Here is a 23,269-nt window from a genome sequence, read left to right as displayed (position 1 = left end):
GCCGGGAGCGGACCGGGCGTCAGCGGACGACGTCGAAGACCTGCTTCTGGAGGCCGTTGGCGTAGGCGGCGTACTCGACCAGCTTCAGCTTCTGGGTGTCCTTGTCGGTCTCGCTGAAGAGGCGCTTGCCCGCGCCGAGCAGCAGCGGGAAGACCAGCAGGTGGTAGCGGTCGATCAGACCGGCGTCGGAGAGGGCCCGGTTGAGGGACGCGCTGCCGTGGACGATGATCGGGCCGCCCTCGGTCTCCTTCAGGGCTGCGACCTCGTCGAGCGAGCGCAGGATGGTGGTCTCGCCCCAGTTCGACACCAGGTCGCCCTCGGCGAGGGTGGTGGAGACCACGTACTTCGGCAGGGTCTTGTAGTGGGCGAAGTCCGCCATGTCCGGCCAGACCGGGCTGAAGGCCTCGTAGCTGACCCGGCCCAGCAGCATCGCCGTGGCCTCCTCCTGCTCGCGGCCCTTGATCTCGAAGGCCTCGGGGAGGAAATCGATGTCCTTGAAGGTCCAGCCCGCGTTGCGGTAGCCGGACTCGCCGCCCGGGGCCTCGACGACGCCGTCGAGGGAGACGAAGGCGGTGCTGATCAGCGTGCGCATGATGGTTCCTCGGGGTGCGTGTGCGGGTGTTCGGGTGTGCGGACTGTCTGAGGGAGTTGTCCGGGGACGGGGTCAGGCGAGGACGCCGGTCAGCCACTGCTGCCAGGCGGCCTCGGCGCCCTCGGTGTCCGGTCCGAAGAGGTGGTGGAACATCAGCACCAGGCCGGCGCTGTGGTGGAAGCCGTACAGGCCGTCGCCGGTGCGGATCGCGAAGCGCTCGTCGTCCGCCCACACCACCTCGCCGTCCAGTGGCGGCAGTCCCGCCGGGCGGGCCGCCACCCCGGTGCCGGTGGCGGGCGGGGAGGGCAGCGCGAGCGCGCTCGCCAGCACGCCCCGGAGCTCCGCCGCCGGCCGGCCGGGCACCGCCGCGACACCGAAGACGGGCGCTCCGGTACGGCCCCGGAAGTGGGTGAGGTACTCGACGAGCGTGTGGAGGTGGAACGGCCAGCCGCGCCGCAGCGCGTCGTACTCGTCCTCCCAGTCGTCGCCCAGCAGGCCGCTGTGGACGACGCGCAGCACGGTGGCGGAGCCCTCCCGGCCCTCGACGAGGTACTCGAAGGCCATGAAGCGGCCGTTCTCGGCGGTGGCGGTCCGGGTCGCCAGGCGCTTGCCGGGCTCGTAGGCGGTGATCAGCGCGTCCTCGCGGTGGCCGCCGATCTCCATCGCGGCGGTGCCGCCCTCGCGCGGGTCCAGTTCGTTGCGGCCCATGAACCAGGAGTCGATGCCCGGTCCGGTGGCGATCGCCGCCCAGACCTCGTCCGGGCTCGCCGGCAGCACCGTCTCCAGCTCGATCTCGAACGGGTGGGTCATCGTGCGTTCTCCTGTCCCGGCCCGGAATCGGGGGCGGTAGCGGTATCGGGGGCGGTATCGGGAGTGGGAGTGGGGGCGGCGGGGATCTGGTGCAGACCGACCACCACCCGGTGGCTGCGCCCGCCGGGGGCGGACTCGTCGTGGTAGCGGGCGACCAGGGTGGCGACCGCCTCGCCGAGTTCGTCGGCGAAGGCCGTGCGGTCGGCCGCCGAGGCGAACCGCACCTCCGCGTCGATGCCGAAGCTGGCGACCCGCCGCTGCGCCCGGGCGGCGCCGGTCAGCAGCGTGCCGACCTCCTGCACCAGCCGGGAGCCGAGGGCCAGCAGCCAGCGGGCGGAGAGCTGGTCCGGCGAGCGGGACGGGTCCGGGCTCACGGCGGCCAGGACGGCGGGCGAGATCACGTAGGAGGCGGCGGTGGCCCGGTACACCCGTTCGGTGACGTTGCCCTTACGCCGTTCCTCGGCGAGTTCGACCAGGCCGTGCCGCTCCAGCTCCTTCAGGTGGTAGTTGACCTTCTGCCGCGCCAGCCCAAGCCGGGCGGCCAGCGCGGCGGCCGAGCCGGGCTCGGCGAGGGCGGCGAGGATGCGGCGCCGGATCGGGTCCAGCGACGCCTCGGCCGCTGCGGGTTCTTCGATCACGGCGACGTCCAACATGGTTCAAGGATCGTGCCGACAAGAAAAATTGTCAAGGAAAGAATTCTTGTCGGTGAGGCGCGGCGGGGTGGGGCCGGGGAAGCGGGCGCGCCAACGGCCGGCGGCAGGGATCCTGCCGCCGGCCGGGGTGGGACCGGAGTGACGCGATCAGGAGGCGGGCGGGGTCCAGTCGGCGGGCAGGCCGGACTGGGTGAGCACCTCGGCCAGGCTGTAGTGGTCCTGGTCCGAGGCGATCCGGCCGTGGCCGTCGAGGTCGAGCAGGGTCGTCATCGGCACCGCGAACGCCTCCGGCACCCCCTTGAGGTGGCCGGCGTAGACGGCCTCGACGGTGAGCCGGCCGCCGTCGCGGTGCGTGGCGCGCACGGTGACGTGGACGCCGTCGATCAGCCGGTCCGCGCGGGCCTTCCAGCCCGAGATCTCCTCCCGGCCGTGGAAGGTGACGCCCACGCCCAGGTCGGTGTAGACGCCGCGGGCGGTGAACAGGGCGCCGAGCGCTCGGGGGTCGGTGCCGTTCCAGGCGCGGGCCCAGTCGGCGACGATCCTCGGCGGGCACGGCGCGGCGTGCGGCACGGTGGCGGCGGAGGCGGTGGCGGTGACCGCGGGGGCGCCGGAGAGGGCTGCTGCGGCGATCAACGGGATCGCGGCGCGGGTGACATGGGACATCGTGGGCTCCTCGGGACGTGACGGTTCGGAGGGAAGGGGCTCAGCCACGGTCGGCGTCGGTACCGGCATCGGCGATCCAGGACCCGTGCAGGCCGGCGGCCACCCGGTGGGGCAGGTGGACGGTGGCGACGGTGTCGAGCCCGGCCGCGTCGAGGACCAGCAGCTGCGAGGCGTCCTGCTTGAGGTCGGACACCACGGTGAGCAGGTAGCCCTCGTCCTCGCCGGTGGACCCGGCGGCGGGCACGAACAGGGCCTCGCTCGGCATCCGGGCGTCGCCGACCCGGCGGATCCGGCGGGCGCCGGTGACCCGGTCGTACTTGACGATGCCGTAGCTGCCGAAGCCCTGCTGGTCGGGGAAGGCCACCGCGTACTGGTAGCGGTTCTCGGCGCCCAGGTACGCCTCGTTGAGGCTCGGGAACTCCACCGGCAGGTCGTCGACGATCCGCTCGTCCACGCTGCCGGTCGCCAGGTCGACCACCCAGCGCCGGGTGTAGGAGTGGGAGACGGGCTCGGAACCGCGGCCGGGCGCACCGATCCACCAGTTCCAGGAGAGCCGGAAGCCCTCCCGGTCCACCGTCGGACCCTCCAGGACGATGCGGCCCCGCTCGTCCTCGTAGGCGTTCGAGACGTGCAGCATGTTGCCCGGCTCGATGGAGAACCAGCGGATCCGCGCGGCACCGTCCGCACCGCGCGGCATGACGCCGATCCGGGCGGGGTGCTCGTCGTTCCAGCCGTAGGGGATGCCGGAGTGGTCGGTGGGGTCGAAGGTGACGTTGCCCTCGACGAACACCACGTGGTTGCGGGTGATCGCGAAATCGTGCTTGAGCGCACCGGTCGCGTCCGGGACCTCGGCGCTGTGGACGATCCTGCCGGAGGCGTCGGCGACGTAGTGGGTGAGGAACGGCGGGAGGGGCGAGGAGGCGAAGAAGTGCAGCTCGCCGGTGAGCGGGTCCTCCTTCGGGTGGGCGGTCATCGCGGTCCGCAGCTTGCCCTCGAAGTCGTAGGCGCCGACCGTGTCCAGCTCCCGGGTGAGCTCGAACGGCAGGTTGGCCTCGCACAGGGCGAGCAGCCGGCCGGCGTGCTCGATGACGTGGGTGCCGGCGGCGGAGGCGGTCAGGTCGGGGCCGCGCTCGGTCATGTACGGGGCGCCGTCCAGGGCCGGGGTCTTCACCCAGCGGTTGCGGTACCACTCGGCGCGGCCCTCGCGCAGCTGGATGCCGTGCACCATGCCGCTGCCCTTGAACCAGTGGGTGGGGGTGACGCCCGGCTTGGGGTTGTGGCCGTTGCGCAGCAGCCGGCCGCTCAGCTCGGGCGGCAGGGTGCCCTCGACGGTCAGCTCGGTGGCGGTGACCTCGTCGACGACGGGGGTGAAGTGGCCGGTCAGGTACGGGGGCTTCTTGGGGGTGCTCATGACATGTTCCTTTCGGTGGGGATGAGGTGACGAGTGGTTCGTGGTGCGCCGTCAGACGGCGGGTTGCCGTCAGACGGCGGGTTCGGTACGGACGGCCCCCGGCGCGGCGGCGACCTTCCGGCGGCCGGTGCAGCGGGCCAGCAGGACCGCGAGGACCGCGGTGCCCGCCAGGACGGCGGCGGAGACCGCGAAGGCGGCGCGGTAACCGGCGGTCAGGGCCTCCAGGTGGGACCCGTGGGCGGCGGCGCCACCGGTCACGGAGCCGGCCAGGGTGGTCAGGACGGCGAGCCCGATCGCGCCGCCGACCTGCCGGGTGGTGTTCACCAGCCCGCCGGCCAGCCCGGCCTGCCGCGCCGGGACGCGGTCCACGGCGAGTGCGGTGAGCTGGACGAACGCGATGCCGAGGCCGAGGCCGACCAGCAGGCTCGGGCCGAGGATGTCCGTGAGGTAGCCGCCGTCGGCGTCGATCCGGGACAGCCACAGCAGGCCGAGCGCCTCGGTCAGCAGGGCGGCGACCGCGGTCGCGGTGGGACCGACCCGCCGGGCCAGTCGCGGCGCCAGCGTGGCGCCGAGCATATTGGCGGCGGCGAGCGGGAGTTGGCCCGCCCCGGTGGCCAGCGGTCCCGAGCCGAGGACCTGCTGCTGGTAGAGCGGGAGGAAGAAGAACAGGGCGATCCAGACCGAGCCCAGCAGCGCCATCAGCACGTTGCCGGCGGCCACCCGGCCGGTGGCGAGCAGCCCGGGCGGGACCAGCGCGTCCGGGCGGCGGCGCTCGATCGCGACGAAGACGCCGAGGAGGACGACGGCGGCGGCCAGGGCGACGAGCACGCCGCCGTCGCCCCAGCCGGCGCCGCGTGCGGTGGTCAGGCCCCAGACCAGGCAGGTCAGGGCGAGGGTGACGGTCACGGTACCGGGCAGGTCGAACCCTCCGCCGGCTCCCGCGGCCCGCTGCCCGGGCCCGGAAGCCGTCTTCCGGAGCGACGGCCGGGCGGCCTCCGGCGGCACCAGGACCACCACCGCCGCGAGCACCAGCGCCGAGCCCAGCGCGACCGAGTGGAAGATCCACGGCCAGCCCCAGGCCTGGGTGAGCACTCCGCCCAGCAGGACGCCGCCCGCCCCGCCCGCGCCGGAGACCGCGCCCCACACGCCCAGCGCCCTGCCGCGCCCGGGCCCGCCGGGGAACTGCGTCATCGCCAGCGCCAGCGCCGCCGGGGCGATCGCCGCCGCCGCGAGGCCCTGGACCGCCCGGGCGGCGATCAGCGGCGCCGGGGCGGTGGCCAGGCCCGCCGCCAGCGAGGCCGCCGCGAACAGCGCGACCCCGGCGGCCAGGACCCGGCGGCGGCCGAGCAGGTCGGCCGCCCGCCCGCCGGCCGGGAGCAGCGCCCCGAACGCCAGGCCGTAGGCGTTGACCACCCAGGTGACGGCGCCGTCGGAGAGGCCGGTCCCGGCCCGGATCTGCGGGAGCGCCACATTGACGATCGAGGTGGCGAGCATGACGGTGAACTGGGCCCCGGCGAGCGCCGCGAGTGCCGCTCCCGGGGAGCGGGGGCGGCCGGCGGCCGGTGCTTCCCGTATCGGTGCTTCCGGGGCTGGTGTTTTGGGGCTGGTGTTTTCGGTGTCGGTGCAACGTTCATGGCCACAGATTCGGGCCGGTCGCTGTCCACTTGCCAGGCCCGACGAGGTCCGGGGACTGTCCACCGCTGTCCACGACTGTCCACCGCCCGGCCCGCCGGGCGACGCGGCCCCCAGGACGACGCAGGGCCCCGCACCCGGAGGTACGGGGCCCGAGGCCGCGCCCGTCAGCGCGAGCCGTGCAGCTCCTGCTCCCACAGCGCCTCGCACAGCAGGTCGAGCCCCTGCCGCAGGTGGCGCCGGTACGTCCCGTACGGCAGCCCCAGCCGGCGGGCCGCGCCCTCCTGGGTCGGCGCGCCGGAGAAGTAGCCCGCCGTCAGGGCCTCGCGGGCGCGGGCGCCGCGCGGGTCCTGCGCGAGGTCGTCCACGGCCTGGCGCAGCAGCGCCCGCAACTCCTCGACCGGCTCGTCCAGGTCGGCCGCGAGCCGGGTGCGCAGCAGGGCGCAGGCGGCGAACGCACCCGGGTCGCGCCAGTGCGTGAACGCCTCCCGCACCGCCTGGTCGAACGTGGTCCGGGAGACCCCGGACGGACCGGCCTGGGCGGGTACGGGCGTCGAGGTCATGAGGTGGCGCAGCCAGGTCTCGACCGGCAGCTGCCGCCAGTCGACGCCGAACACGCCGTAGGTGTGCGCGCCGACCCGGGGCCGGGCGCCGGTGTCGGTGAGGCTGCCCCTGACCCGGGCGGCCCAGGTGTCGGCGTCGCGCCAGACCGCGAAGCCGTAGGCGCGGGCCCGGGCGCGGGCGGACTCGGCCTGGGCCCGGGAGGAGCTGAGGTCGATCACTCGCGAGGGCACCTGGTAGCGCTCGGGGTAGACGGTGAACCGGCTGACGCCGATGTGCTCGCCGGGCCGCACCGGCGCGGTGGCCTCGGTGTACGCCCAGGCGGCGGCCACCACCGGGTCGGTGGCGAGGTCCTCGGGGTCGGCGGGCGCGGGCAGGGCGAGCCGGGCCGTGAACGCCACCACCCGGCCCGTGTTCACCAGCCGGTAGACGCTGAACGCCTGCGGCTGGCGCCGGGCCCAGTAGCGGACCAGTTCGGCGGATTCCGGCCCCTCGGTCTCGGTGGCCATCCGCAGCACCGTGTCGAGGTCCTCGGGGTGCAGCGGCCGGTCGTGCACCTCGTCCTCGCGCGACCAGGTGCGCAGCCGGGCCACCAGCTCGCCGTCCCGGAACAGGTGGAAGAGCTCGTCGGTGACGGTCCAGACCTGTTCCTCGGGGGCCTCGCGCAGCAGCCGCAGGTACTCCTCGGCCAGCCGTCGGCGCATCTCGACGAAGGCGTTGGGGGCCCGCCAGCGCAGGTCGGCGGCCAGGGTCTCGCGGGCGGCGTCGTGCGGGTACAGGCCCCGGTGGCTCGACTCCATGAACGGCAGGCCCCGGAGCCACCCGAAGAGCAGGTGGGCGTCCTCCTCGGGCAGGACGGTGGCGAGCAGTTCCTCGGAGGTCGACCAGGCCTGCGCCGCCACTTCCAGGGCCCGGCGGTGGGCGGCGGTCGGCACCTCGCCGACCAGGCCGGACAGCAGGGTGCGCAGGACGTCGGCGGAGGGGGCCCAGACGCCCTCGCGGCTCCAGTCGTCCTCCCTGGCGGCGGCCGCGAGGGAGAGCGCCAGCGGGTTGCCGCCGGCGAACCGCAGGACGCGTTCCCGCAGTTGGGGCGGCACCCGGGCGGTGCTCAGCAGGCTGCGGGCCTGCGTCTCGGAGAACGGTCCCAGTTCGAGCACCCGCAGCAGCCCGGACCAGGCGGGGTCGGCGGTCCACTGGGGCTGCGGGGCGAGCCGCCCGGCCAGCACCACCAGGGTGTCGTCGGCCGCGCGGGGCAGGAAGCGCTGCCAGAGCCAGCTCTCCAGCCACTGGCAGTGCTCGAAGGAGTCGACGAACAGGACCGTGCCGGGGATGTCGAGGAACGGCCCGGCGGCGCGTTCGAAGTCGGCCGGGTCGCGGCCGACGAAGCGGCCGTCCAGTTCCAGCAGCAGCCGGCCGGTCGACCTGGCGTGGTCGGCGAGGCGGCGCAGCAGGGTCGACTTGCCGATGCCGCCCGGGCCGACCAGGTAGAACGCGAACGGCGCCTGCGGGTCGCCGGCCAGTGCCCGGGCGAAGCCGTCGAACTCCTCGTCGCGGCCGACGAAGGCCTGGACCCGCGCGCTGCTCAGTCTCTGCTTGACGGAGGCCATATGACGGCTCCCCTCCCCTCGTGCCGGCGCCGGGCCGCGGCGGCAGCCGTCGTCGTCGCCACCGTCGCGGGGCCCCGCGTCCTGTCGTCGTGGTCCGATCCGCGCGGGCTCACCTGATCGAGCCCAGGTTGCGGTCGTCCTCGTCGCCGGAGAGGAGCAGGGTGGTCTCCTCGACGCGCTCGAACCGCCCGTCGGCGGCGAGTTCGGCGAAGAGGTACACCTCGATGCGGGAGGTGTGGCCGTCGTGCTTGGTGACGGTGACGGTGTGGCGGTCGGCGTAGCGGGTGCCGTCGCGGAGTTCGTCGTGGACCTCGACCCGGCCCTCGCGGACCAGCGAGCGCAGCTTGGCGATGTGCTCGACGAAGCCCGCCCGGTCGCTCCACACGCCGTTGGTGCGCTGGCGGTAGTCGGGGGTGAAGTGCCGGGCCACCGCTTCGTCGAGCGGGAGGTCCGGATCCGGGGCGAACAGCAGGTCGTCGAGTGCCCGGGTGATGTCGGTGGCGGTCATCGGGGTCTTCCTCCAGCAGGGTCGGGAGCGGGGGATCAGTGGTGGTGCACGAGGGCCGCCGGGGTGCGGACGGGGGTGAAGTCCAGGGAGAGCGCGGCGGGGCCCCGGGTGTAGAGGCCGGTCTCCCGGTAGGTGGAGCCGGGGGTGGGGCGGACCTCGTCCAGCAGCGGCAGCAGCAGCGCGGCCACCGTCTCGATCTCCGCGCGGGCGAAGGCCGCGCCGACGCACTGGTGCAGGCCGGTGCCGAAGGCGAGGTGCTGGGCGGCGGCGGTGAACGAGCGGGCGGCGCCGAGGTCGGGGCGGTGGAGGTCGAAGCGGTCCGGGTCGGTGAAGACCTCGGGGTCGCGGTTGGCCGCGCCGATCAGGCAGAAGACGGTGGCGCCGGCCGGGACGACGGTGCCGGCGAACTCGGTGTCGCGCTCCGCCTGCCGGGGCACCAGCTGGACGGGCGGGGTGAACCGCAGGGTCTCGGCGATGGCGGCGGGCAGCAGCGACGGGTCCCGGCGGACGTCCGCGAGCTGCTCCGGGTGGTCGATCAGGTGCTTGAGGAGGAGGCCGAGGGTCTTGTCGGCGGGCTCGACGGCGGCCACCAGGACGTTGACGATCAGGGCGACCACCTCGCGGGTGCTCATCGCCACGCCGTCGAACTCGGCCGTGCAGAGCGCGGATATCAGGTCGGCGCCGGGGTGGCGGCGGCGCTGTTCGACGATCGGGGCGAGGTGGGCCTCCAGCTCCCCGGCGAGCTCCAGGCAGACCCGGCGGCGTTCCTCGGTGAGGGTGACGGCGGTGACGAACTCGCCGACCCCGGCGAGCCATCCGGCGACCCGCCGCCAGTCCTCGCGGTCCAGGCCGAGCACGTCCAGCGCGGCGCGGACGGCGAAGGGCTTGCCGAACTCGTTGACGAGGTCCATCCGCCCCCGGGCGAGCAGCGGCGCGAGGAGTTCGACGGCGTTGGCGCGGAGGGTGCGGACCTGCTCCTGGAGCGCCGGGCCGGTGAACGCCCGCACGACGATCCTCCGCTTCGCGGTGTGCTCCGCCCCCGTCATCTGCGCCAGCACCGGGCCGCGCATCACCGGCTCGGCGCGGACCTGGAGCGTCTCGGTGCTGAACGCCTCATGGTCCGTCAGCACGCGGCGGACGTCGCGGTGGCGGGAGAGGAACCAGGCGTCGGCGGCGGGCTCGTGGTGCACCGGCGCGTGCTCGCGCAGCCGGCCGAAGTACCGCTCGGGGGCGGCGGCGAACTCCTCGGACAGGATGCTGAAGCGGGACTCGGCCATGGGCGGGGCGGACCTCTCGGGGGAACGGACGGCCGGGGAGCGGGCGCCCGGGGAGCGCGGGGGCGAAACGCGGTGCTCGGGGACGACGAGGTGCTCGGGGACGACGGGCGTCGTCGGTGACGTGGGATCGGTGGGGCGGCGAACTCTGGCTACGCCGAGCGTCGGTGACGTGAGCTCGGGTGCGGGTGACGTGTGCTCGGGTGCTGGTGGACGACGCTCAGGGAAGCGGCGGGCATGGGGCCGGCGGCGGGATCCGCCGGCGGGGCGCTCAGGCCGGCGTCAGGGGGAACGAGGATCTCCGGCGGCCGGGCCGGCCGGAGGCTGCGGGCGGACGCGGACGACGACGGCCGGGGGCTCCGCACGGCGCGACCCGGCCTCGGAGCGCTGGGCTCCGGGTCGCGGCCGTGCCGGCAACTCGCTCTCGGGGCAACGTCGTCGGTTCCTGTCTCGGGGCGGCGCCGGGGCGGAACCCGGGCGGAACCGGCCAGGTCCGGTCGGGTCCGGTCGGGTCCGCCGTGGGGACGGCAGCCCTCGGCCGGCCCTCCCCCGGGCGTTTGACGTGGGCACTATAACCCGAAGCCCGAGCGGCACGACCTGCGAGTTCAGGTGCCAAGGATGGTTCGTACCTTGCCTGTTCCGGGGGCGCGGACGAACCGTTCGACGACCCCCGGAACGGACAGGTCCGGACAACTGCGGACAGCGATGGACAGCGGCGGACGCCCGGGCCCGGCACCGCTCCCACCTGCGCCGTCGGCCGTCCGAAAGGTTCCCGGTCCGGCTCGGACCACTCGCACGAGTGAACTCCCGGGGCGGGGGAATGCGCCTGTGACTCCGGGGTGTTGGCGGTGTCAAGGATCGTACGAACGGGGAGGACGGCATGGCCGGAGCAGTGATCGTCGGAGCGGGGCCGGGGATCGGACAGGCGGTGGCGCTGCGGTTCGCGCGGGAGGGCCTGCCGGTCGGCCTGGTCGCGCGGAGCGGGGCGACGGCCGAGGCGGTGGCCGGGGCCGTACGGCGGATCGGCGGCAAGGTCGCGGTGCGCACCGCCGACAGCACGGACGAGCAGGCGCTGCGGGCCGCACTCGACGGGCTGGCGGAGGAGCTGGGGCAGCCCGACGTCCTGGTCTACAACGCGGCTCTGATCCGGCCGGACGCCGTCGGGGAGACGTCCGCCCGCGATCAGCTGGACGCCTGGGCGGTCAATGTGGTGGGCGCGCTGACCGCCGCCGCGCACGTCGCACCGGGGATGGCGGAGCGCGGGCAGGGCACCGTCCTGGTGACCGGCGGCATGCCCGAGCCGAAGCCGGAGTACGTCAGCCTGTCCCTCGGCAAGGCGGGCGTGCGCGCACTCGTCACGCTGCTGGACCAGACCTACGGCGCCGCGGGCGTGCACGCGGCCAGCGTGACGGTGGCCGGTGCGGTCGCCCCCGGCACCGCCTTCGACCCGGACGACATCGCGGAGCACTACTGGCGGCTGCACACCCAGCCGCGCGCGGACTGGGAGCAGGAGGTGGTCCACGGGGGCTGACTCCGGATCACAGGGTCTCCTGCCGCAGGGCATCGCGCAGGCGCAGCAGTTCGCGGTGGCGGGCTCGCGCGCGCCCCAGCGCGATCCCGGCTGCGGCGACGAGGGCGAGGCCGGTCACGGCCGTGGCCAGCACCTCCACCGGGGTGCCGCGGATCACGGCCAGTACCGTCCCCGCTCCGGCGGTCGCCGTGGCCGCCGCCAGCGCGAGCCGGCCGGCCAGCACCCGGTCCCGGGCGTACAGCGGCCGCCTCCTGGTCAGCGTCCAGGCCGCGAAGGCCGTCCAGGCCAGGCCGACGGCGATCAGTCCGGCGAACGCGATCCGGGTGCGGACCGGCAACGGCTGCGGCTCGGTGGCCCACAGCACCGCGACCAGGGCCGCCGCGCCGCCGCCCGCCAGGCCCACGGCCAGGTTCCGCACCCGGGCGGCCAGCGAGACCTCCGCCGCGAGCGCGCGTTCCAGCCCCTCCGGCACACCGGCCCGACCGGTGGCGGCGTTCCGCTCGCTCATGCTCCGTACCCCTTCTCGACGAGGGCGCTCCGCAGCATGCGGCGGGCCCGGTGCAGCCTGCTCTTGACGGTGCCGGTCGGAACGCCGAGGACTTGGGCGCACACGGCCAGCGGCAGGTCCTCCAGGTGGAAGAGGATCAGCACCTCGCGCTCCTGCGGCGGGAGGTCGTTGAGTCCTGCCTCCACCTGCATCGTGGTGAGGACGTCGTCGAGCGCGTGATCGGCCTCGGGACCGGCCCCGGCCTCGACGTCCGCTGCGGCGCCGGCACCGATCCCGGTCCCGGTCCCGGTCCTGGCGGCTCGCGGCGAGGTCTCCGGCGTCTGGTACGCCTGCCGGAGGTGATTGGTGAGCGCGCGCCGGGCGATGGTGAACAGCCACGGCGCGAACCGCTCCGGATGCCGGAGCCCGGGCAGCCCGCGCACCACGGCGACCCACGTCTCCTGGGCGAGGTCGTCGGCCAGGTCCGGGGATCCCCCGGCCACACCCCGCAGGTAGCGCCGCAGCGGCGCGTGCCAGACGTCCACCAACCCAGACGTCCACCAACTCGCCGAACGCCTCCCGTTCACCGAGCTGGCAGCGCACCACCAACAGCGCATCGCGCCGCCGGTCACCACCGGCCCCTTCGCCGGCCCCTCCACCGGCACTCCCGCCGCCCATCGCGCCTCCGCTCTCCGTCTTCCCGTCATCTCACCGGGACAGTCGGCGATTCCGGTGGAAAGGTTCGCGGAAGCCCAGGCGGGTGCACCGGGCGGGGCCTCCGAAGAACCGCCGGGCTTGCGGGAGTTGATTGACTGCTTCCATGACGTCAACGGAATTCGAGACCGCCACCCCCGACCCGATCGTCTACCTCGACCGGGTGGCCGCGACCGACCTCGGCCGGTCCTACAAAGCGCGCATGCTCGACGAGCTCGACATCCGCCCGGGCCAGACGGTGCTCGATCTGGGCTGTGGCCCCGGCACCGATCTCACCTCGCTCGCCCGAGCTGTCGCCGGGACAGGCACGGTGATCGGAGTCGACCACGACCCGGCCGCGGTCGAGACCGCCAGGGCGCGCACGGCCGACCGGCACACCGTCACCGTGCGACTCGGCGACATCCACGACCTGCCGCTGCCGGACCGCACCGCCGACCGCGCCCGTACCGACCGGGTACTGCAGCACGTCGCCGATCCCGCCCGGGCGCTCCGGGAACTCCACCGCGTGCTACGGCCCGGCGGGCGGCTCGTCATGGGCGAGCCGGACTGGGACACCCTGGCCATCGACCATCCGGACAGCGAGCTTTCGCGCGCCTACACCCGGTACGTCACGGACAAGGTCGTCCGCAACGCCCGCATCGGCAGGGAACTTCCCCGACTGGCGGCAGCGGCCGGATTCACGGTGCCCTCGGTCGTCCCGATCACCCCCGTCTTCCGGGATGCCCAGGAAGCCGACAAGATCCTTGGTCTGGAACGCACCACCCGGCGCGCCGTCGCCGCCGGACACCTCACCGAGGAAGCGACACGACGCTGGCTGGAGCACCTCTCCACCGGACCCTTCCTCGCGGCGGTGACGTTCTACATCGTCATCGCCGAGTCGTAGCCGAGCCGCAGCCGCCGAGTCGTGGCCGCTGATCCGGCGACGACGGCCGGCCGAAACGGACAGCGACCAGCACTCCTTGCACTCGTCCCAAACTCGCGGCACTTGAATACGGGGGCCCACCAGTACCGGGGCAGGCCTCCCCCGCGCCCCGGCCGGACGCTTCCGGCCGGGGCCCAGTCGGCGGACCGTGGCGGGCGACTCGCGGTGCAGTCCGGCGAGGTCGAGGCCCTCGTCGCCCAGGACCATCAGCAGCGCCCGGTCCCCGATCGCCAGCACCACGACGTAGCCGCCGTCGCAGCGGGTGACCACGTCCCGCAGTCCGCCCACGCCGACCTCGGCGGCGGTGCGGCGGCCGAGGCCGAGCATGGCGGCCGACAGGGCGGCGGCCGACTCGGGGTGGACGGCGGCCGTGTCGGCGGCCACGAGCAGGCCGTCGGCGGTGGAGACGACGCTCTCCGAGATGCCCATGACGCGTTCGCGGAGGGACTTCAACTCGTCGACCAGCACGGCGGTCGGCGTCTGGCTGCTCATGGTGTGCTCTTCTCAGTGGTCGCGGTCGTGTCGGGTGGCTCTGTTGTTGCGGCGCGCTGGGCGCGCGGTGGACCGTCGGGAGCGGTCACCGCTCCCCCGGTCACCGCTCCGCCCGGGGTCCGTGCGCCGGGGACGCGGCGCGGCAGGGGCTGCCCGGTGTCGGCCGGAAGCGGTTCGCCCGGCGCCGTCCGGGGGGCGACGCTCGGCGCCATCGGGACGGTGTCGGCCGGTTCCCGGTGGAGCAGCTGCCGGGCGTCCATCCGGACGAGGTCGAGCAGCACCGCGAACACGCCCCGCCCCAGCGCGAAGCCGATGTCGCGCGCGGTGCGGCGGCCGGTCGCGGCGGCCAGGATCTCCCGGTGGCGGGCGGGTATCCGGGCGGTGGCAGGCCCAGCGCCCCCGGCCGGCGCCGCGGCGGGCCGGATCCGGGTGCGGGCCAGTTCGCCGGGCGGGCCCCAGGCGCGGGTCAGCAGGGCCGTCCGGCGGGCGGTCTCCTCGAACAGCCGCTTCGGCTCGATCCCGGGCCGCAGCGCGAGCCCGGCGGGCGGGGCCGCTTCGACGGTCTCCCACTCCCCGGGCGGGCTCAGCACCAGGGCGAAGGCACCGTCGAAGACGGCGGAGGCGCAGACCGCTTCGAGTTCGGCCGCGCCGATCGAGCCCCGGGCGACCAGGGCCGCGCCGAGGTCGCCGGCGCCCACGGTGGAGGCGGCCGTCTCCGCCGCCGCCCAGTCCGCCTGGCCGACGCGCCCCGACTTGAGCAGCAGGGTCTCGGCGGTCGGGGCGCCGGGGGTCTCGATCGCCGTGATCAGGCCGCGTTCCAGGTGGATCGTGCCGCCCGGTGCGCTGGAGACGACGACCGAGCCGGTGAAGTCCTCCTCCCGCAGTGCCAGTAGCAGCGCGGGCACATTGCGGGCCGGACGCCCACCGTTCTGGGCGGGGTCGTGGGTGTTGGCGCTCATGCCACGAAGCCCCGGGCACTGTCGGCGGTCTGGCGCAGCGCCAGTGCCAGATTGACCCGCGTCCGGTCCAGCACGGTGGCGAGCAGCAGCGGATCGCCCTGACGGGGCAGCACCTGGACCACCTCGTGGTGCCGGGTGCTGGTAACGACGACGCTCTCCAGCTCCCCACCCGCCCCGGCCTCGCACAGTCGGTCGCCGATCAGGGCGGCCAGGTCGGCGAGTTCGGCCCCGGGGCCGATCAGCCGCTGGTCCCCGCCGGCAGCGTAGGTGAGGCCGGTGGCGGCGTCGACGAGCGCGGCGCCGACCACGCCGGGAGAGCCGAGCACATCGGAGAGGGAGGCTTCGAGTGCGCGCACCGGTACCCCTTCGTGTTCTGAACTGTTGGCAGCGTACTTTATTCCATCATTTCCGCGTCGGGGCCGACGAGGGGGACTTCTTGCTACTTTGTTCCCGCACACGGGAGTTCTGCCCCGCAGTTACGCAAAGGACGAACAGCGCATGAACATTGACGACGCACTCAAGGACGCGATGGCCATCGAGGGCGCGATCGGCGTCGCCGTGGCCGACTACGAGAGCGGTATGTCACTCGGATTCCTCGGCGGGGGGCAGCAGCTGGACCTGGAGGTCGCGGCCGCCGCCAACACCGAGGTCGTGCGGGCCAAGGTGCGGGCGCTGGCCGCGTTGTCGATCGATGACGTCATCGAGGACATCCTGATCACCCTGGGCACCCAGTACCACCTGATCCGCCCGCTCGCGCGCAGCCACGGCTCGCTCTTCCTCTACCTGGCGCTGGACCGCTCGCGCGCGAACCTGGCGCTCGCCCGGCACGGCCTCAAGCGCATAGAGACCTCGCTCGACGTCTGAGCCGCCGTCCGATCCGTCGTCCGATCCGCCTTCTGATCCGTTCTCGTTCCGGAAATCCGGACCGGACGAACGCGAAGCGTGATGAACCGGCCACGGCACTGCGCCCGTAGGAATTGGTCCATGAATAGCCGCAGGTACACCTCAATCATCGAATAACGTAATCCTTCGGTGACTGGGCGTCATTTTCGCGGCACCCCGCCGCGCCGGCCCCGCGGAGTGGAAAGTCGGCGCCGTCGATATTCCACTCCGAGCGGCGGGCGGGCGGGGCGGCTCGGAAAGTGTTGGGCAATTGAGCGGCTTCGCGGAGTGACGGACCGGGGGTGTTCTACGGGGTCGAAGTGTGCGCGAAGACCGCCGCCATGTGCGCCTGTTCGTGCAAGCCGTCCCAGTACCGACCGGCACGTGTCGCCCGTCGCGCCGGACTTCCACAACTGCGTCACAAGGGCGCCGAGTTGCTCCCCACCGACCGGCAGGCCCTGGAATCATCCCCACTGAGCACCGGGGCGGTGCCCGGGGCGCGATCGTGGGGGCGACGATGGAGACGTGGCTGAGGGACCCGGGGGCATCCGGCGGCAGCCGGCGGGCCTCCCTGTTGACGGGTGCTCCCCTGATCCAGTGGGTGCTCGTCCTGGCGGGACTGGCCGTCACCGCGCTCGGCTTCGGGCTGTTCCTCGACGCCCACGACGAGATGCACGGCTACCGAACCGCACCGGCCTGCGACACGGCCGCCGAACCGGGAGCGGACTGCAACCGTTACGAGACGGGCAGGGTGACGGCGCGGAAGAACGACGGCGAGTACCGGCTGACCGTGGCGCGCGAAACGGCACCCAAGGAGACCTACAACGTCGACCAGGACTTCTACGACGACGTGCAGATCGGTACGAACGTGCGGGTGACGCTCTTCCATGCGCGAGCGGTCGAGATCTCCGAGCGCGGGCACCACGCCGACAGCCTCCAGGACCCCCACCTGCCCGCCCTGGAGGTGGCGGCCCTGGTCGCCGTGGGGTCGGCGCTGACGGTGCACGGCCTGGTCCGGTCGCGCCACAGTGACGCCGGCCTGCTCTCCGGACCCGGGATCGGCTTGCTCGCCTTCATCGGCGGCTCCATGCTGCTGCAGCTGCCGCTTCCGCTCGCCGTCACCCTGGGCGTCCCCCTCGTCGCCTGGATCGCACTGATCACCGCCGTCGCGGCGTTCGCCTGAGCCGGAATCCATCGTCGTCGGGCTTCGTATTCCTTGATCGTCCCGTCGCGCGGCCGTCTTCGCGACCCTTTTCAGGCCCCGGCGAGCAGACGGACCTCGGCGCCGTCCGACCGCGCGCCCGGCTTGCTCCACCAGTGGTCGTAGCGGCGGTAGACGTGCGGTTCGCGGTCCGCGAGCAGCGCCGTCAGCGAACGGGCCTCGGCGGCGAGCTGCTCCCACGCCGCGTCCGGCAGCGGGTGGAACGCCGTCGCCTCGACGCCGCCCTCGACCGTGCGCCACACCCCGGCCACCCGGCCGTCCACGAGCAGGGTCGGCAGCACATCGCCGTTGCGCTTGATCACCAGGGCGCGGTACTCCGGCGGGATGATCCGGCTCCGGTCGGCGTAGGCCAGCAGGACGCTGTCCCACATCGCCATCAGCCGGGCCGGCACCGGCAGGTCCTCGTCCGGCAGCGGCGCCCCCGCGAGGTCGAACAGCTCCACGCCGCCCGGCCCCTCCAGGCGCTCGACCTCGCCCTCGGCCGCCAACCCCCGCAGCGCCTCCTTGGCCCGGCCCCGCTGCACCAGCGCGAACTGCGCCACGTCCGCCACCGAGGCCGGGCCGAAGCCGGCGAGGTAGCGCCGCACGAGCGTGCGCAGCGAGGCCGCGTACACCTCCGGATCGCCGAGCACCGGGCGGACCGGCGGCGCGACGTAGGAGAGCCGGTGGCCGAACGACCAGTGCCCCTCCCCCGGCGCGCGCAGCAGCGGCGCCACCTGCCGCAGGCCCCACCAGGCCGGCGCCGCCGCCTCGGCGCCGAGCCGCTCGGCGAGCCAGCTCTCGAACTCCGGGGCGGCGCGCGGCCGGTCGCCGAAGTCCAGCACATCCGCGACCAGCGCGTCCCCGTCGGCGGCGGTCAGGCCGGAGGCCGTGAACCGGTCGTCGCCCAGCCGGGCGCCCCGCACCGACGGATGGACGGCCTCCCGGAACGTCGCGAAGTCGTCGACGTGCACGGCGTGCAGGGTGATCCGCATCAGCGTGGACCGCACGATCCCCAGCTCCGCGAACGCCCGGTCGAGCTCGGCCGGGTCGAAGCCGGCCACCCGGTTCCACAGCGCGAGGTAGGGCGAGGCCGTCTGCTGCGCCTGGAGCGCGACCACGCGCCGCACCGCCTCGGCGACGCCGATCTCCTCCCGCCGCACCAGCAACTGCCGTTCGAGCGTGGCCCGATTGAGCTGCCCCGCGGTGATCGTCACGTCCATGACCCTCTCGTCGTCCGCCCGCCCGGTGCGCCCCCGGTGAATGTCGGAGCTGGAGCCTAGCCCCAGGGTCCGACAATCCCTCGGCCGTCGAACCCGGGGGTCCGGAGTCGGGACAGACCGACGTCACGATTCGTCGGCGAATCCCCGTGGGCCGGAAAGGCGGAATTCGGCGCCTCAGCCCTGGAAAATGCTGGCATGACCGGATCACACCGCGTCCCACCAGGACTTCGGCGTACCGCACCGGTTCCCGCAGGGGGGGATGTCCCACTCAGTTACACCCGGTGACCGGAGCGACGGATCGGCCCGGACGGATCAAAAGCTCCCGCAAGTCGCGGCTTGACGGTAAGTCACCGCAACATCGATACTCCGTTTGCCCTCGACGATCAACGCCTGCGGCGGGTGGGCTCTCCACCGGATCGCGGGGCATTTCCGACCGCTCGTCCGAAACGGGGTTGTCCATGAAGATCCGCAACAAGGTCGCCGCCGGGGTGCTTTCCATAGCCGCCCTCGGCTTCGCCGTCGCCACCGCCGCGCCCGCCTCCGCCTCCAGCGGCGGGTGCGCCTCGTACGACGCCTGCCTGTTCTACAGCCCCGACTTCCAGGGCGCCTACTTCGGCGACGGCGACGGCAGCAGCCGCGGCTACGAGACCTACCAGGTCAACTCCACCTACACCTTCGGCGGCGGCGGCGCCGGCAACGGCCAGTACGTGCGGAACAACGCGGCGTCGGTCTTCAACATGAACCAGAACTACAGCGTCACGATCTACTACAGCCCCGGCGGCTACGGCGTCAGCCAGTACATCAAGCGCGGCACCGGCGCCAACCTGATCCCGCAGCTGCGGAACAACAACGCCTCGCAGTGCTTCGACTACTTCGAGGCCTGCCGCTGACCTCGGGTCGGCCCGCGATTCCCTCGGCGGCGGTGCCGCGCAGCCCTCGGCGCGCGGCACCGCCCCTGTTCCGGCTGGAAGAAGAGTTCACCATGCGAAGTGCAGCCCCCGTGTCGATACGGTGGTCGGTACGGTCGGCACGGTCGATCGGCGCGCCGGTGATCGCTGCCCTGGTCGCGCTGGGAGCTGCCGTCACCGGCTGCGCGGCCGCCGGCTCGAAGGCGGCCCCGGCGGCGACACCGGCAGCGGCACCGCCTGCGGTCGACGCGATCCCGACCCTCACCACCGCCGACGGCCAGGCGCTCCCCATCGCCACATACTTGATCAGCCCGGACGAGGACCGCCGGATCGAGGCCGCCAGGACAGCCCTGATCGGCTCGTGCATGAAGCGCTTCGGATTCGATTACGCGCCGGCGGCGGTCGGAGCCAAACCTGTCTCTTATACACATCTCGCCCAGGGCTACCACTGGGGCGCGTCGCCGGACCGGAAGCAGCAGTCCGCCACCCCGCAGCCCCCCGCGCCGGAGATGCAGGCCGTCCTGGGCCACGGCCGGGCCGGCCCCACCGAGTCGGCAGCGCCGGCCGACCGCACCCACAACGGCATCGCGATCCCGCCGGGCGGCTGCCTCGGCGAGGCGGACGACACCCTGACCCGGGGCGGCGGCATCCTGCAGGACGACGCCGGAGCACTGGAGATCAACGGCCGGAGCTTCGCGGACTCCATGGCCGACGGGCGGGTGCAGGCAGCCTTCGCCGCCTGGTCGCGCTGCATGAAGGAGAAGGGGCAGACGTACGCGAGCCCAGTGGACGCGGTGAGCGACGAGCGCTGGTTCTCGTCGCCGACGGCGACCGCTCCGGAGATCGCCACCGCGACGGCCGACATCGACTGCAAGCAGCAGAACAACGTCGTCGGCATCTGGTTCGCCGTCGAGACCGCCTACCAGAACCGGGCGGTCCAGGCGGATCTGAAGCGCCTGGAGCAGACCCGGAAGGCGATCGACGTCACGCTCGCGAACGCCCTCGCCACCAAGGTGTCCTGACGTCGCTGCATCCATGCGTCCTCGCGCTACGTCGCGAGCGGCTCGGTGAGCACCCGGGCGAACCCGTCCAGCAGCGCCCGGTTGACGGCCTGGGCCTGCGGGGTGTCGGCATGGATGGTGTTGACGAACAGGCCCTCGTCGGTGCGGTGCAGCCAGTGCAGGATCCCGTTGCAGCCGGACACCCACACATGCATCCGGGCCTGCTGGGCGACGTGGCGGTCCGCGCCGGGCAGCCTGCGGCAGTCGATGTAGGAGAAGAAGTTCACCGCGTACGGCCAGTAGCGCAGTGACGCGTACTCGACCGGGGCGAGCAGCTTCCACGCCTTGACGAAGTGCACCGCGGCGTGGGCCTGCACCTGCGCGTAGGCGTCCTGGGCGTCGGCGAGCACGTCACCGAGACCGGCCCCCGGCCCGACGGGGAACTCGATCGGCAGGGTGTTGATGAACCACCCCATCGACTCCGCGTAGTCGCCCCGGCCGCGTTCGTTGAACGGCATCAGTCCGCGGTACACCGCCGGCCCGCCCAACTGCCGGAGGGCGAGCGCGAGGCCCGCGAGCAGGCCCATGGACAGCCGCCCGCCCAGGGCCCGGCAGACGGTGCCGAACTCCTCGACCTGGTGGGTGGTCAGCAGTCTCTCGGTGCTGGCCACCGGCGCGTACAGCTGCCCGGGCCGGACTCCGAGGTCGAGCGGAAAGCGCGGGAAGAGCCCGCCGTTGCGGTCGCGGAACGCCCGCCAGTGGTCCAGGCGCGCGTCGTCGGCGCGCATCGCGCGGTTGGCCCGGCGCTGGGTGCGGCTGAACTCCAGGTAGCTCCCCGGCTGCCGGGCCGTGCCGGGGGCGGTGGTGGCAGGGGCCGCGGACCGCTCGGCCTCGGCGGCGGAAGTGAGATTCCGGTAGGCCGTGGTGATGTCGTTGATGGCGATCGCGGTGGAGAGGCCGTCGGTGACCAGGTGGTCGCAGGAGAACCAGACCGTGGTGGACCCGGCCCGCACCACCGCACCCATCGTGATCAGCGGCCAGGAGAGGGTGTCCACCTCCTGGAACGCCTCCTGGAGGTGCCGGGTGACCTGCGCCGGTGTCTCCAACGGGCCGCCGTAGACGTGCTTGAGGGCCACCTCGTCGGGGGTGAGGACCTCGCAGCCGAGGTCCCCGGCCAGCGGCTGGTAGACCGCCCGGAGCACCTCGTGCCGTCGCACCAGGTGCAGCAGCGCGGCCGCCAGCGCGTCCAGGTCCACCCGGCCGGCGAGTTCGAAGCTCCCCGCGACGTAGGACCGGATCGGGTCGTCGACGCTCTGGGCGTACTGGGCAACGGTGAAATGTTTCGCCTGGTTGTAGCCGGTCATCCGACGCGGGGCGGGCCCGTCGTCACCGGTCAGGGGGACAAGGTGCCACCGGTGGGCCTCACCCGGGCCGATCTCGGAGTGCTCGACTGAGATCTGGAGCATGCCGCCCTCTTTTGCTGCTGTCGTGATCAGGTGCCGTCGGGAGCGGTTGAGTACCGCCCTGCCACTCGGTGCCATACCAACGCGGCTTCCCGGCCATCGGATACGCGCAGCAGCCGTTCGGGTGACATGACCCCCGGCGGTGGCGTGCTGTCCGCCGCAGGCCGGCCGCGGCCGGTCGGACCGGGCTTGCCGGTCCGACCGGCACCGAGGTCAGGCCAGTGCCGCTCCCCCGTCGAGGGTGAGCACGGTGCCGGTCGCGTAGCCGTTGTCGAGGAGGTAGAGGTAGGCCGCCGCGGCCTCCTCGGGGGTGCCGACGCGCTGCACGGGCAGGCCGCTGCCCTGCACCTGGAGGAAGGCCTCCGGGTCCGGCACGGTGCTGTCCCAGAGTTCGGTGCGGACCGCGCCGAGGCGGACGGCGTTGACCCGCAGCGGAGCGAGTTCCAGAGCCAGGGCGCGCGTCACGCCCTCGACGGCCGCGGTGATGCTCGCGCCGAGCAGGGCCCCGGGGACGGGCCGGGTGGCGAAGGCGCCGGAGGTGAGGGTGATCGAGCCGCCGGGACGGAGCTTCGGCGTCGCGTACTTCGCGGCGAGCAGGGCGCCCCAGAAGCGGCGCTCGAAGAACGCCCGCGACTCCTCGGCGCCGAGGTCGGCGAGCGGCTTCAGCAGCAGGGGCTCGCCCGCCGTGTAGACGAGGTGGTCGAACTCGCCGACCCGGTCGAAGAAGGCGACGATCGCGGCCTCGTCGGCGACGTCCAGCACGATGCCCTCGGCCCGGTCACCGATCTTCTTCACCGCCAGGTCGACCCGGTCCTGATTGCTGGAGGCGACGACCACGTTCGAGCCCTGGGCCGCCGCTGCCTTCGCGACGGCGAATCCGACGCCGGAGGTGCCACCGATGACGACGACGCGCTGGGTGTCCGCTGTGTTGTTCATGACGAGGACGCTACGGGTCGCCGATCGAGACAGTGAATGACATAGAGTCTCGATTCTCTGTCCGATCGTCTCGGCGATGGCGCACTAAGGTGAGCGCATGGACATCCTCAGCGACACACTCGCCGCTCTGCGCACCGGACGTCCGTCCGTCGTCCGCACCGAGGCGCGGGCGCCGTGGGGTGTGCGTTTCCAGCCCATCGCGGGAGCCGGGTTCCATGTCGTCGTCGAAGGGCGCTGCTTTCTGCTGCCGGTCGGCGGCGATCCGATCGCCCTCGGCCCCGGCGATGTGGTCTTCCTGCGGCGCGGCACCGATCACGCCATCTGCGACGCGGTCGCGAGCGAGTCGGTGGCCTTCGAACCCGACCGCGTCGACAACTCCTCGCCCATCGGGTCCTTCACCGTCGGGGACGGCGGCGCTCGCAGCGTGCTGGTGTGCGGGGCCTACCACCTCGACATCGACCGACCGCACCCGCTGCTCGGCGACCTCCCGGAGGTCATCCACCTCCCGGCCGGCCCCGGTCGGCACCCGGCACTGCGCTCGGCGGTCGACCAGCTCTGCGCCGAGATCCACCGGCCGCAACCGGGTTCGGACTCGGTGGTCACGGCGCTCGTCGATCTGCTGCTGCTGTACATCCTGCGGTCCTGGTACGCCGAGTTGCCGCAGGAGCAGACACAGGGCTGGGCGTCCGCGCTGAACGATCCGTTGATCGCGCCCGCGTTGAAGGCGATCCACGACGCCCCGGCGCATCCGTGGACCGTCGAGTCGCTGGGCAGCCGGGCCGGACTGTCACGGGCGGCGTTCGCCCGCCGGTTCACCGCGGTGGTCGGCGAGCCGCCGA

Annotated in this window: 23 protein-coding genes and 1 pseudogene; 7 read left to right on the top strand and 17 right to left on the bottom strand. The window is 73.5% G+C overall.

The genetic code is table 11. The annotated features are described in order from the left end of the window. Window positions 1–19: 19 nt before the first annotated feature. From VR45_RS14725 to VR45_RS14685, 9 genes are all read right to left on the bottom strand, one after another. The gene (locus VR45_RS14725; protein WP_045940192.1) at window positions 20–592 is read right to left on the bottom strand and encodes a dihydrofolate reductase family protein; all 573 of its coding nucleotides are present in this window, start codon (window positions 590–592) and stop codon (window positions 20–22) included. A gap of 72 nt (window positions 593–664) precedes the next feature. Beyond that, the gene (locus tag VR45_RS14720) at window positions 665–1,402 is read right to left on the bottom strand and encodes an SRPBCC domain-containing protein (protein ID WP_045940191.1); all 738 of its coding nucleotides are present in this window, start codon (window positions 1,400–1,402) and stop codon (window positions 665–667) included. Next, window positions 1,399–2,055, bottom strand: a complete 657-nt coding sequence (locus tag VR45_RS14715; protein ID WP_045940190.1) for a helix-turn-helix domain-containing protein — start codon at window positions 2,053–2,055, stop codon at window positions 1,399–1,401. The genes VR45_RS14720 and VR45_RS14715 overlap by 4 nt, the downstream gene beginning before the upstream one ends. Window positions 2,056–2,202: 147 nt before the next feature. After that, window positions 2,203–2,718 (bottom strand): nuclear transport factor 2 family protein, encoded by a 516-nt coding sequence (locus VR45_RS14710; RefSeq protein WP_078896518.1) that lies wholly within the window; start codon window positions 2,716–2,718, stop codon window positions 2,203–2,205. A 40-nt stretch (window positions 2,719–2,758) separates the two neighbouring features. Beyond that, on the bottom strand, window positions 2,759–4,129 hold the full coding sequence (locus VR45_RS14705; RefSeq protein WP_045940189.1) for a carotenoid oxygenase family protein: 1,371 nt from the start codon (window positions 4,127–4,129) through the stop codon (window positions 2,759–2,761). Between the two features lie 69 nt (window positions 4,130–4,198). Continuing rightward, entirely contained in the window at window positions 4,199–5,704 is a 1,506-nt protein-coding gene (locus VR45_RS14700; protein WP_045940200.1) for an MFS transporter, read from the bottom strand. A gap of 224 nt (window positions 5,705–5,928) precedes the next feature. Beyond that, window positions 5,929–7,929, bottom strand: coding sequence for an ATP-binding protein (locus VR45_RS14695; protein WP_045940188.1), 2,001 nt, complete (start codon window positions 7,927–7,929; stop codon window positions 5,929–5,931). A gap of 109 nt (window positions 7,930–8,038) precedes the next feature. Next, window positions 8,039–8,437 carry a nuclear transport factor 2 family protein gene (locus tag VR45_RS14690; RefSeq protein WP_045940187.1) on the bottom strand — a complete coding sequence of 133 codons (399 nt, stop codon included), beginning with the start codon at window positions 8,435–8,437 and terminating at the stop codon, window positions 8,039–8,041. Between the two features lie 35 nt (window positions 8,438–8,472). Continuing rightward, window positions 8,473–9,714 (bottom strand): cytochrome P450, encoded by a 1,242-nt coding sequence (locus VR45_RS14685; RefSeq protein ID WP_045940186.1) that lies wholly within the window; start codon window positions 9,712–9,714, stop codon window positions 8,473–8,475. 877 nt (window positions 9,715–10,591) lie between these two features. Between VR45_RS14685 and VR45_RS14680 the strand changes: the two genes are divergently transcribed. Further along, window positions 10,592–11,242: an SDR family NAD(P)-dependent oxidoreductase gene (locus VR45_RS14680; protein WP_045940185.1), complete on the top strand. Its 651-nt coding sequence runs from the start codon at window positions 10,592–10,594 to the stop codon at window positions 11,240–11,242. Between the two features lie 7 nt (window positions 11,243–11,249). Here VR45_RS14680 and VR45_RS14675 read toward each other — a convergent pair whose 3' ends face one another. Beyond that, window positions 11,250–11,750, bottom strand: coding sequence for a hypothetical protein (locus tag VR45_RS14675; RefSeq protein ID WP_045940184.1), 501 nt, complete (start codon window positions 11,748–11,750; stop codon window positions 11,250–11,252). Continuing rightward, a complete protein-coding gene (locus VR45_RS14670) occupies window positions 11,747–12,274 on the bottom strand; it encodes a sigma-70 family RNA polymerase sigma factor (protein ID WP_199925946.1) in 528 nt (175 codons plus the stop codon). Before VR45_RS14670 ends, VR45_RS14675 begins: the two co-directional genes overlap by 4 nt. Window positions 12,275–12,549: 275 nt before the next feature. On the opposite strand from VR45_RS14670, the gene VR45_RS14665 reads away from it, so the two are divergent. Continuing rightward, window positions 12,550–13,326, top strand: coding sequence for a methyltransferase domain-containing protein (locus tag VR45_RS14665; protein WP_045940183.1), 777 nt, complete (start codon window positions 12,550–12,552; stop codon window positions 13,324–13,326). Between the two features lie 174 nt (window positions 13,327–13,500). Here the strand turns inward: VR45_RS14665 and VR45_RS44060 are convergent. From VR45_RS44060 to VR45_RS14655, 3 genes and pseudogenes are all read right to left on the bottom strand, one after another. After that, window positions 13,501–13,857, bottom strand: a pseudogene (locus tag VR45_RS44060) (roadblock/LC7 domain-containing protein); the annotation flags it as partial. Beyond that, the gene (locus VR45_RS46905) at window positions 13,854–14,816 is read right to left on the bottom strand and encodes a hypothetical protein (protein WP_063772478.1); all 963 of its coding nucleotides are present in this window, start codon (window positions 14,814–14,816) and stop codon (window positions 13,854–13,856) included. The pseudogene VR45_RS44060 and the gene VR45_RS46905, both read right to left, overlap by 4 nt. Continuing rightward, window positions 14,813–15,172 (bottom strand): hypothetical protein, encoded by a 360-nt coding sequence (locus tag VR45_RS14655; RefSeq protein ID WP_045940182.1) that lies wholly within the window; start codon window positions 15,170–15,172, stop codon window positions 14,813–14,815. Before VR45_RS14655 ends, VR45_RS46905 begins: the two co-directional genes overlap by 4 nt. 142 nt (window positions 15,173–15,314) lie before the next feature. Here VR45_RS14655 and VR45_RS14650 point away from each other — a divergent pair, with 142 nt between their 5' ends. Continuing rightward, a complete protein-coding gene (locus VR45_RS14650) occupies window positions 15,315–15,680 on the top strand; it encodes a hypothetical protein (RefSeq protein WP_045940181.1) in 366 nt (121 codons plus the stop codon). A gap of 535 nt (window positions 15,681–16,215) precedes the next feature. Continuing rightward, a complete protein-coding gene (locus VR45_RS14645; RefSeq protein WP_159394215.1) occupies window positions 16,216–16,881 on the top strand; it encodes a hypothetical protein in 666 nt (221 codons plus the stop codon). 71 nt (window positions 16,882–16,952) lie between these two features. On the opposite strand, the gene VR45_RS14640 is transcribed toward VR45_RS14645, so the two are convergent. Then, window positions 16,953–18,116: a winged helix DNA-binding domain-containing protein gene (locus VR45_RS14640; RefSeq protein ID WP_045940198.1), complete on the bottom strand. Its 1,164-nt coding sequence runs from the start codon at window positions 18,114–18,116 to the stop codon at window positions 16,953–16,955. 464 nt (window positions 18,117–18,580) lie between these two features. On the opposite strand from VR45_RS14640, the gene VR45_RS14635 reads away from it, so the two are divergent. Continuing rightward, a complete protein-coding gene (locus tag VR45_RS14635) occupies window positions 18,581–19,012 on the top strand; it encodes a hypothetical protein (protein WP_052709082.1) in 432 nt (143 codons plus the stop codon). Between the two features lie 158 nt (window positions 19,013–19,170). Beyond that, complete coding sequence (locus VR45_RS14630; protein WP_045940179.1) at window positions 19,171–20,052, top strand: hypothetical protein; 882 nt, start codon at window positions 19,171–19,173, stop codon at window positions 20,050–20,052. Window positions 20,053–20,078: 26 nt separating this feature from the next. On the opposite strand, the gene VR45_RS14625 is transcribed toward VR45_RS14630, so the two are convergent. After that, window positions 20,079–21,497 carry a condensation domain-containing protein gene (locus VR45_RS14625; protein WP_045940178.1) on the bottom strand — a complete coding sequence of 473 codons (1,419 nt, stop codon included), beginning with the start codon at window positions 21,495–21,497 and terminating at the stop codon, window positions 20,079–20,081. A gap of 210 nt (window positions 21,498–21,707) precedes the next feature. Further along, on the bottom strand, window positions 21,708–22,430 hold the full coding sequence (locus VR45_RS14620; RefSeq protein WP_045940177.1) for an SDR family oxidoreductase: 723 nt from the start codon (window positions 22,428–22,430) through the stop codon (window positions 21,708–21,710). 97 nt (window positions 22,431–22,527) lie between these two features. On the opposite strand from VR45_RS14620, the gene VR45_RS14615 reads away from it, so the two are divergent. Next, window positions 22,528–23,269, top strand: a 742-nt coding sequence (locus tag VR45_RS14615; RefSeq protein ID WP_045940176.1) for an AraC family transcriptional regulator, incomplete at its 3' end; no start/stop codon positions are given.

This window comes from Streptomyces sp. NRRL S-495 (genome assembly GCF_000966955.1).
Taxonomy (GTDB): Bacteria; Actinomycetota; Actinomycetes; order Streptomycetales; family Streptomycetaceae; genus Kitasatospora; species Kitasatospora purpeofusca.
The sequence above is the reverse complement of the archived record's forward strand: the minus strand, read 5'-3'. Positions and strand labels throughout refer to the sequence as shown.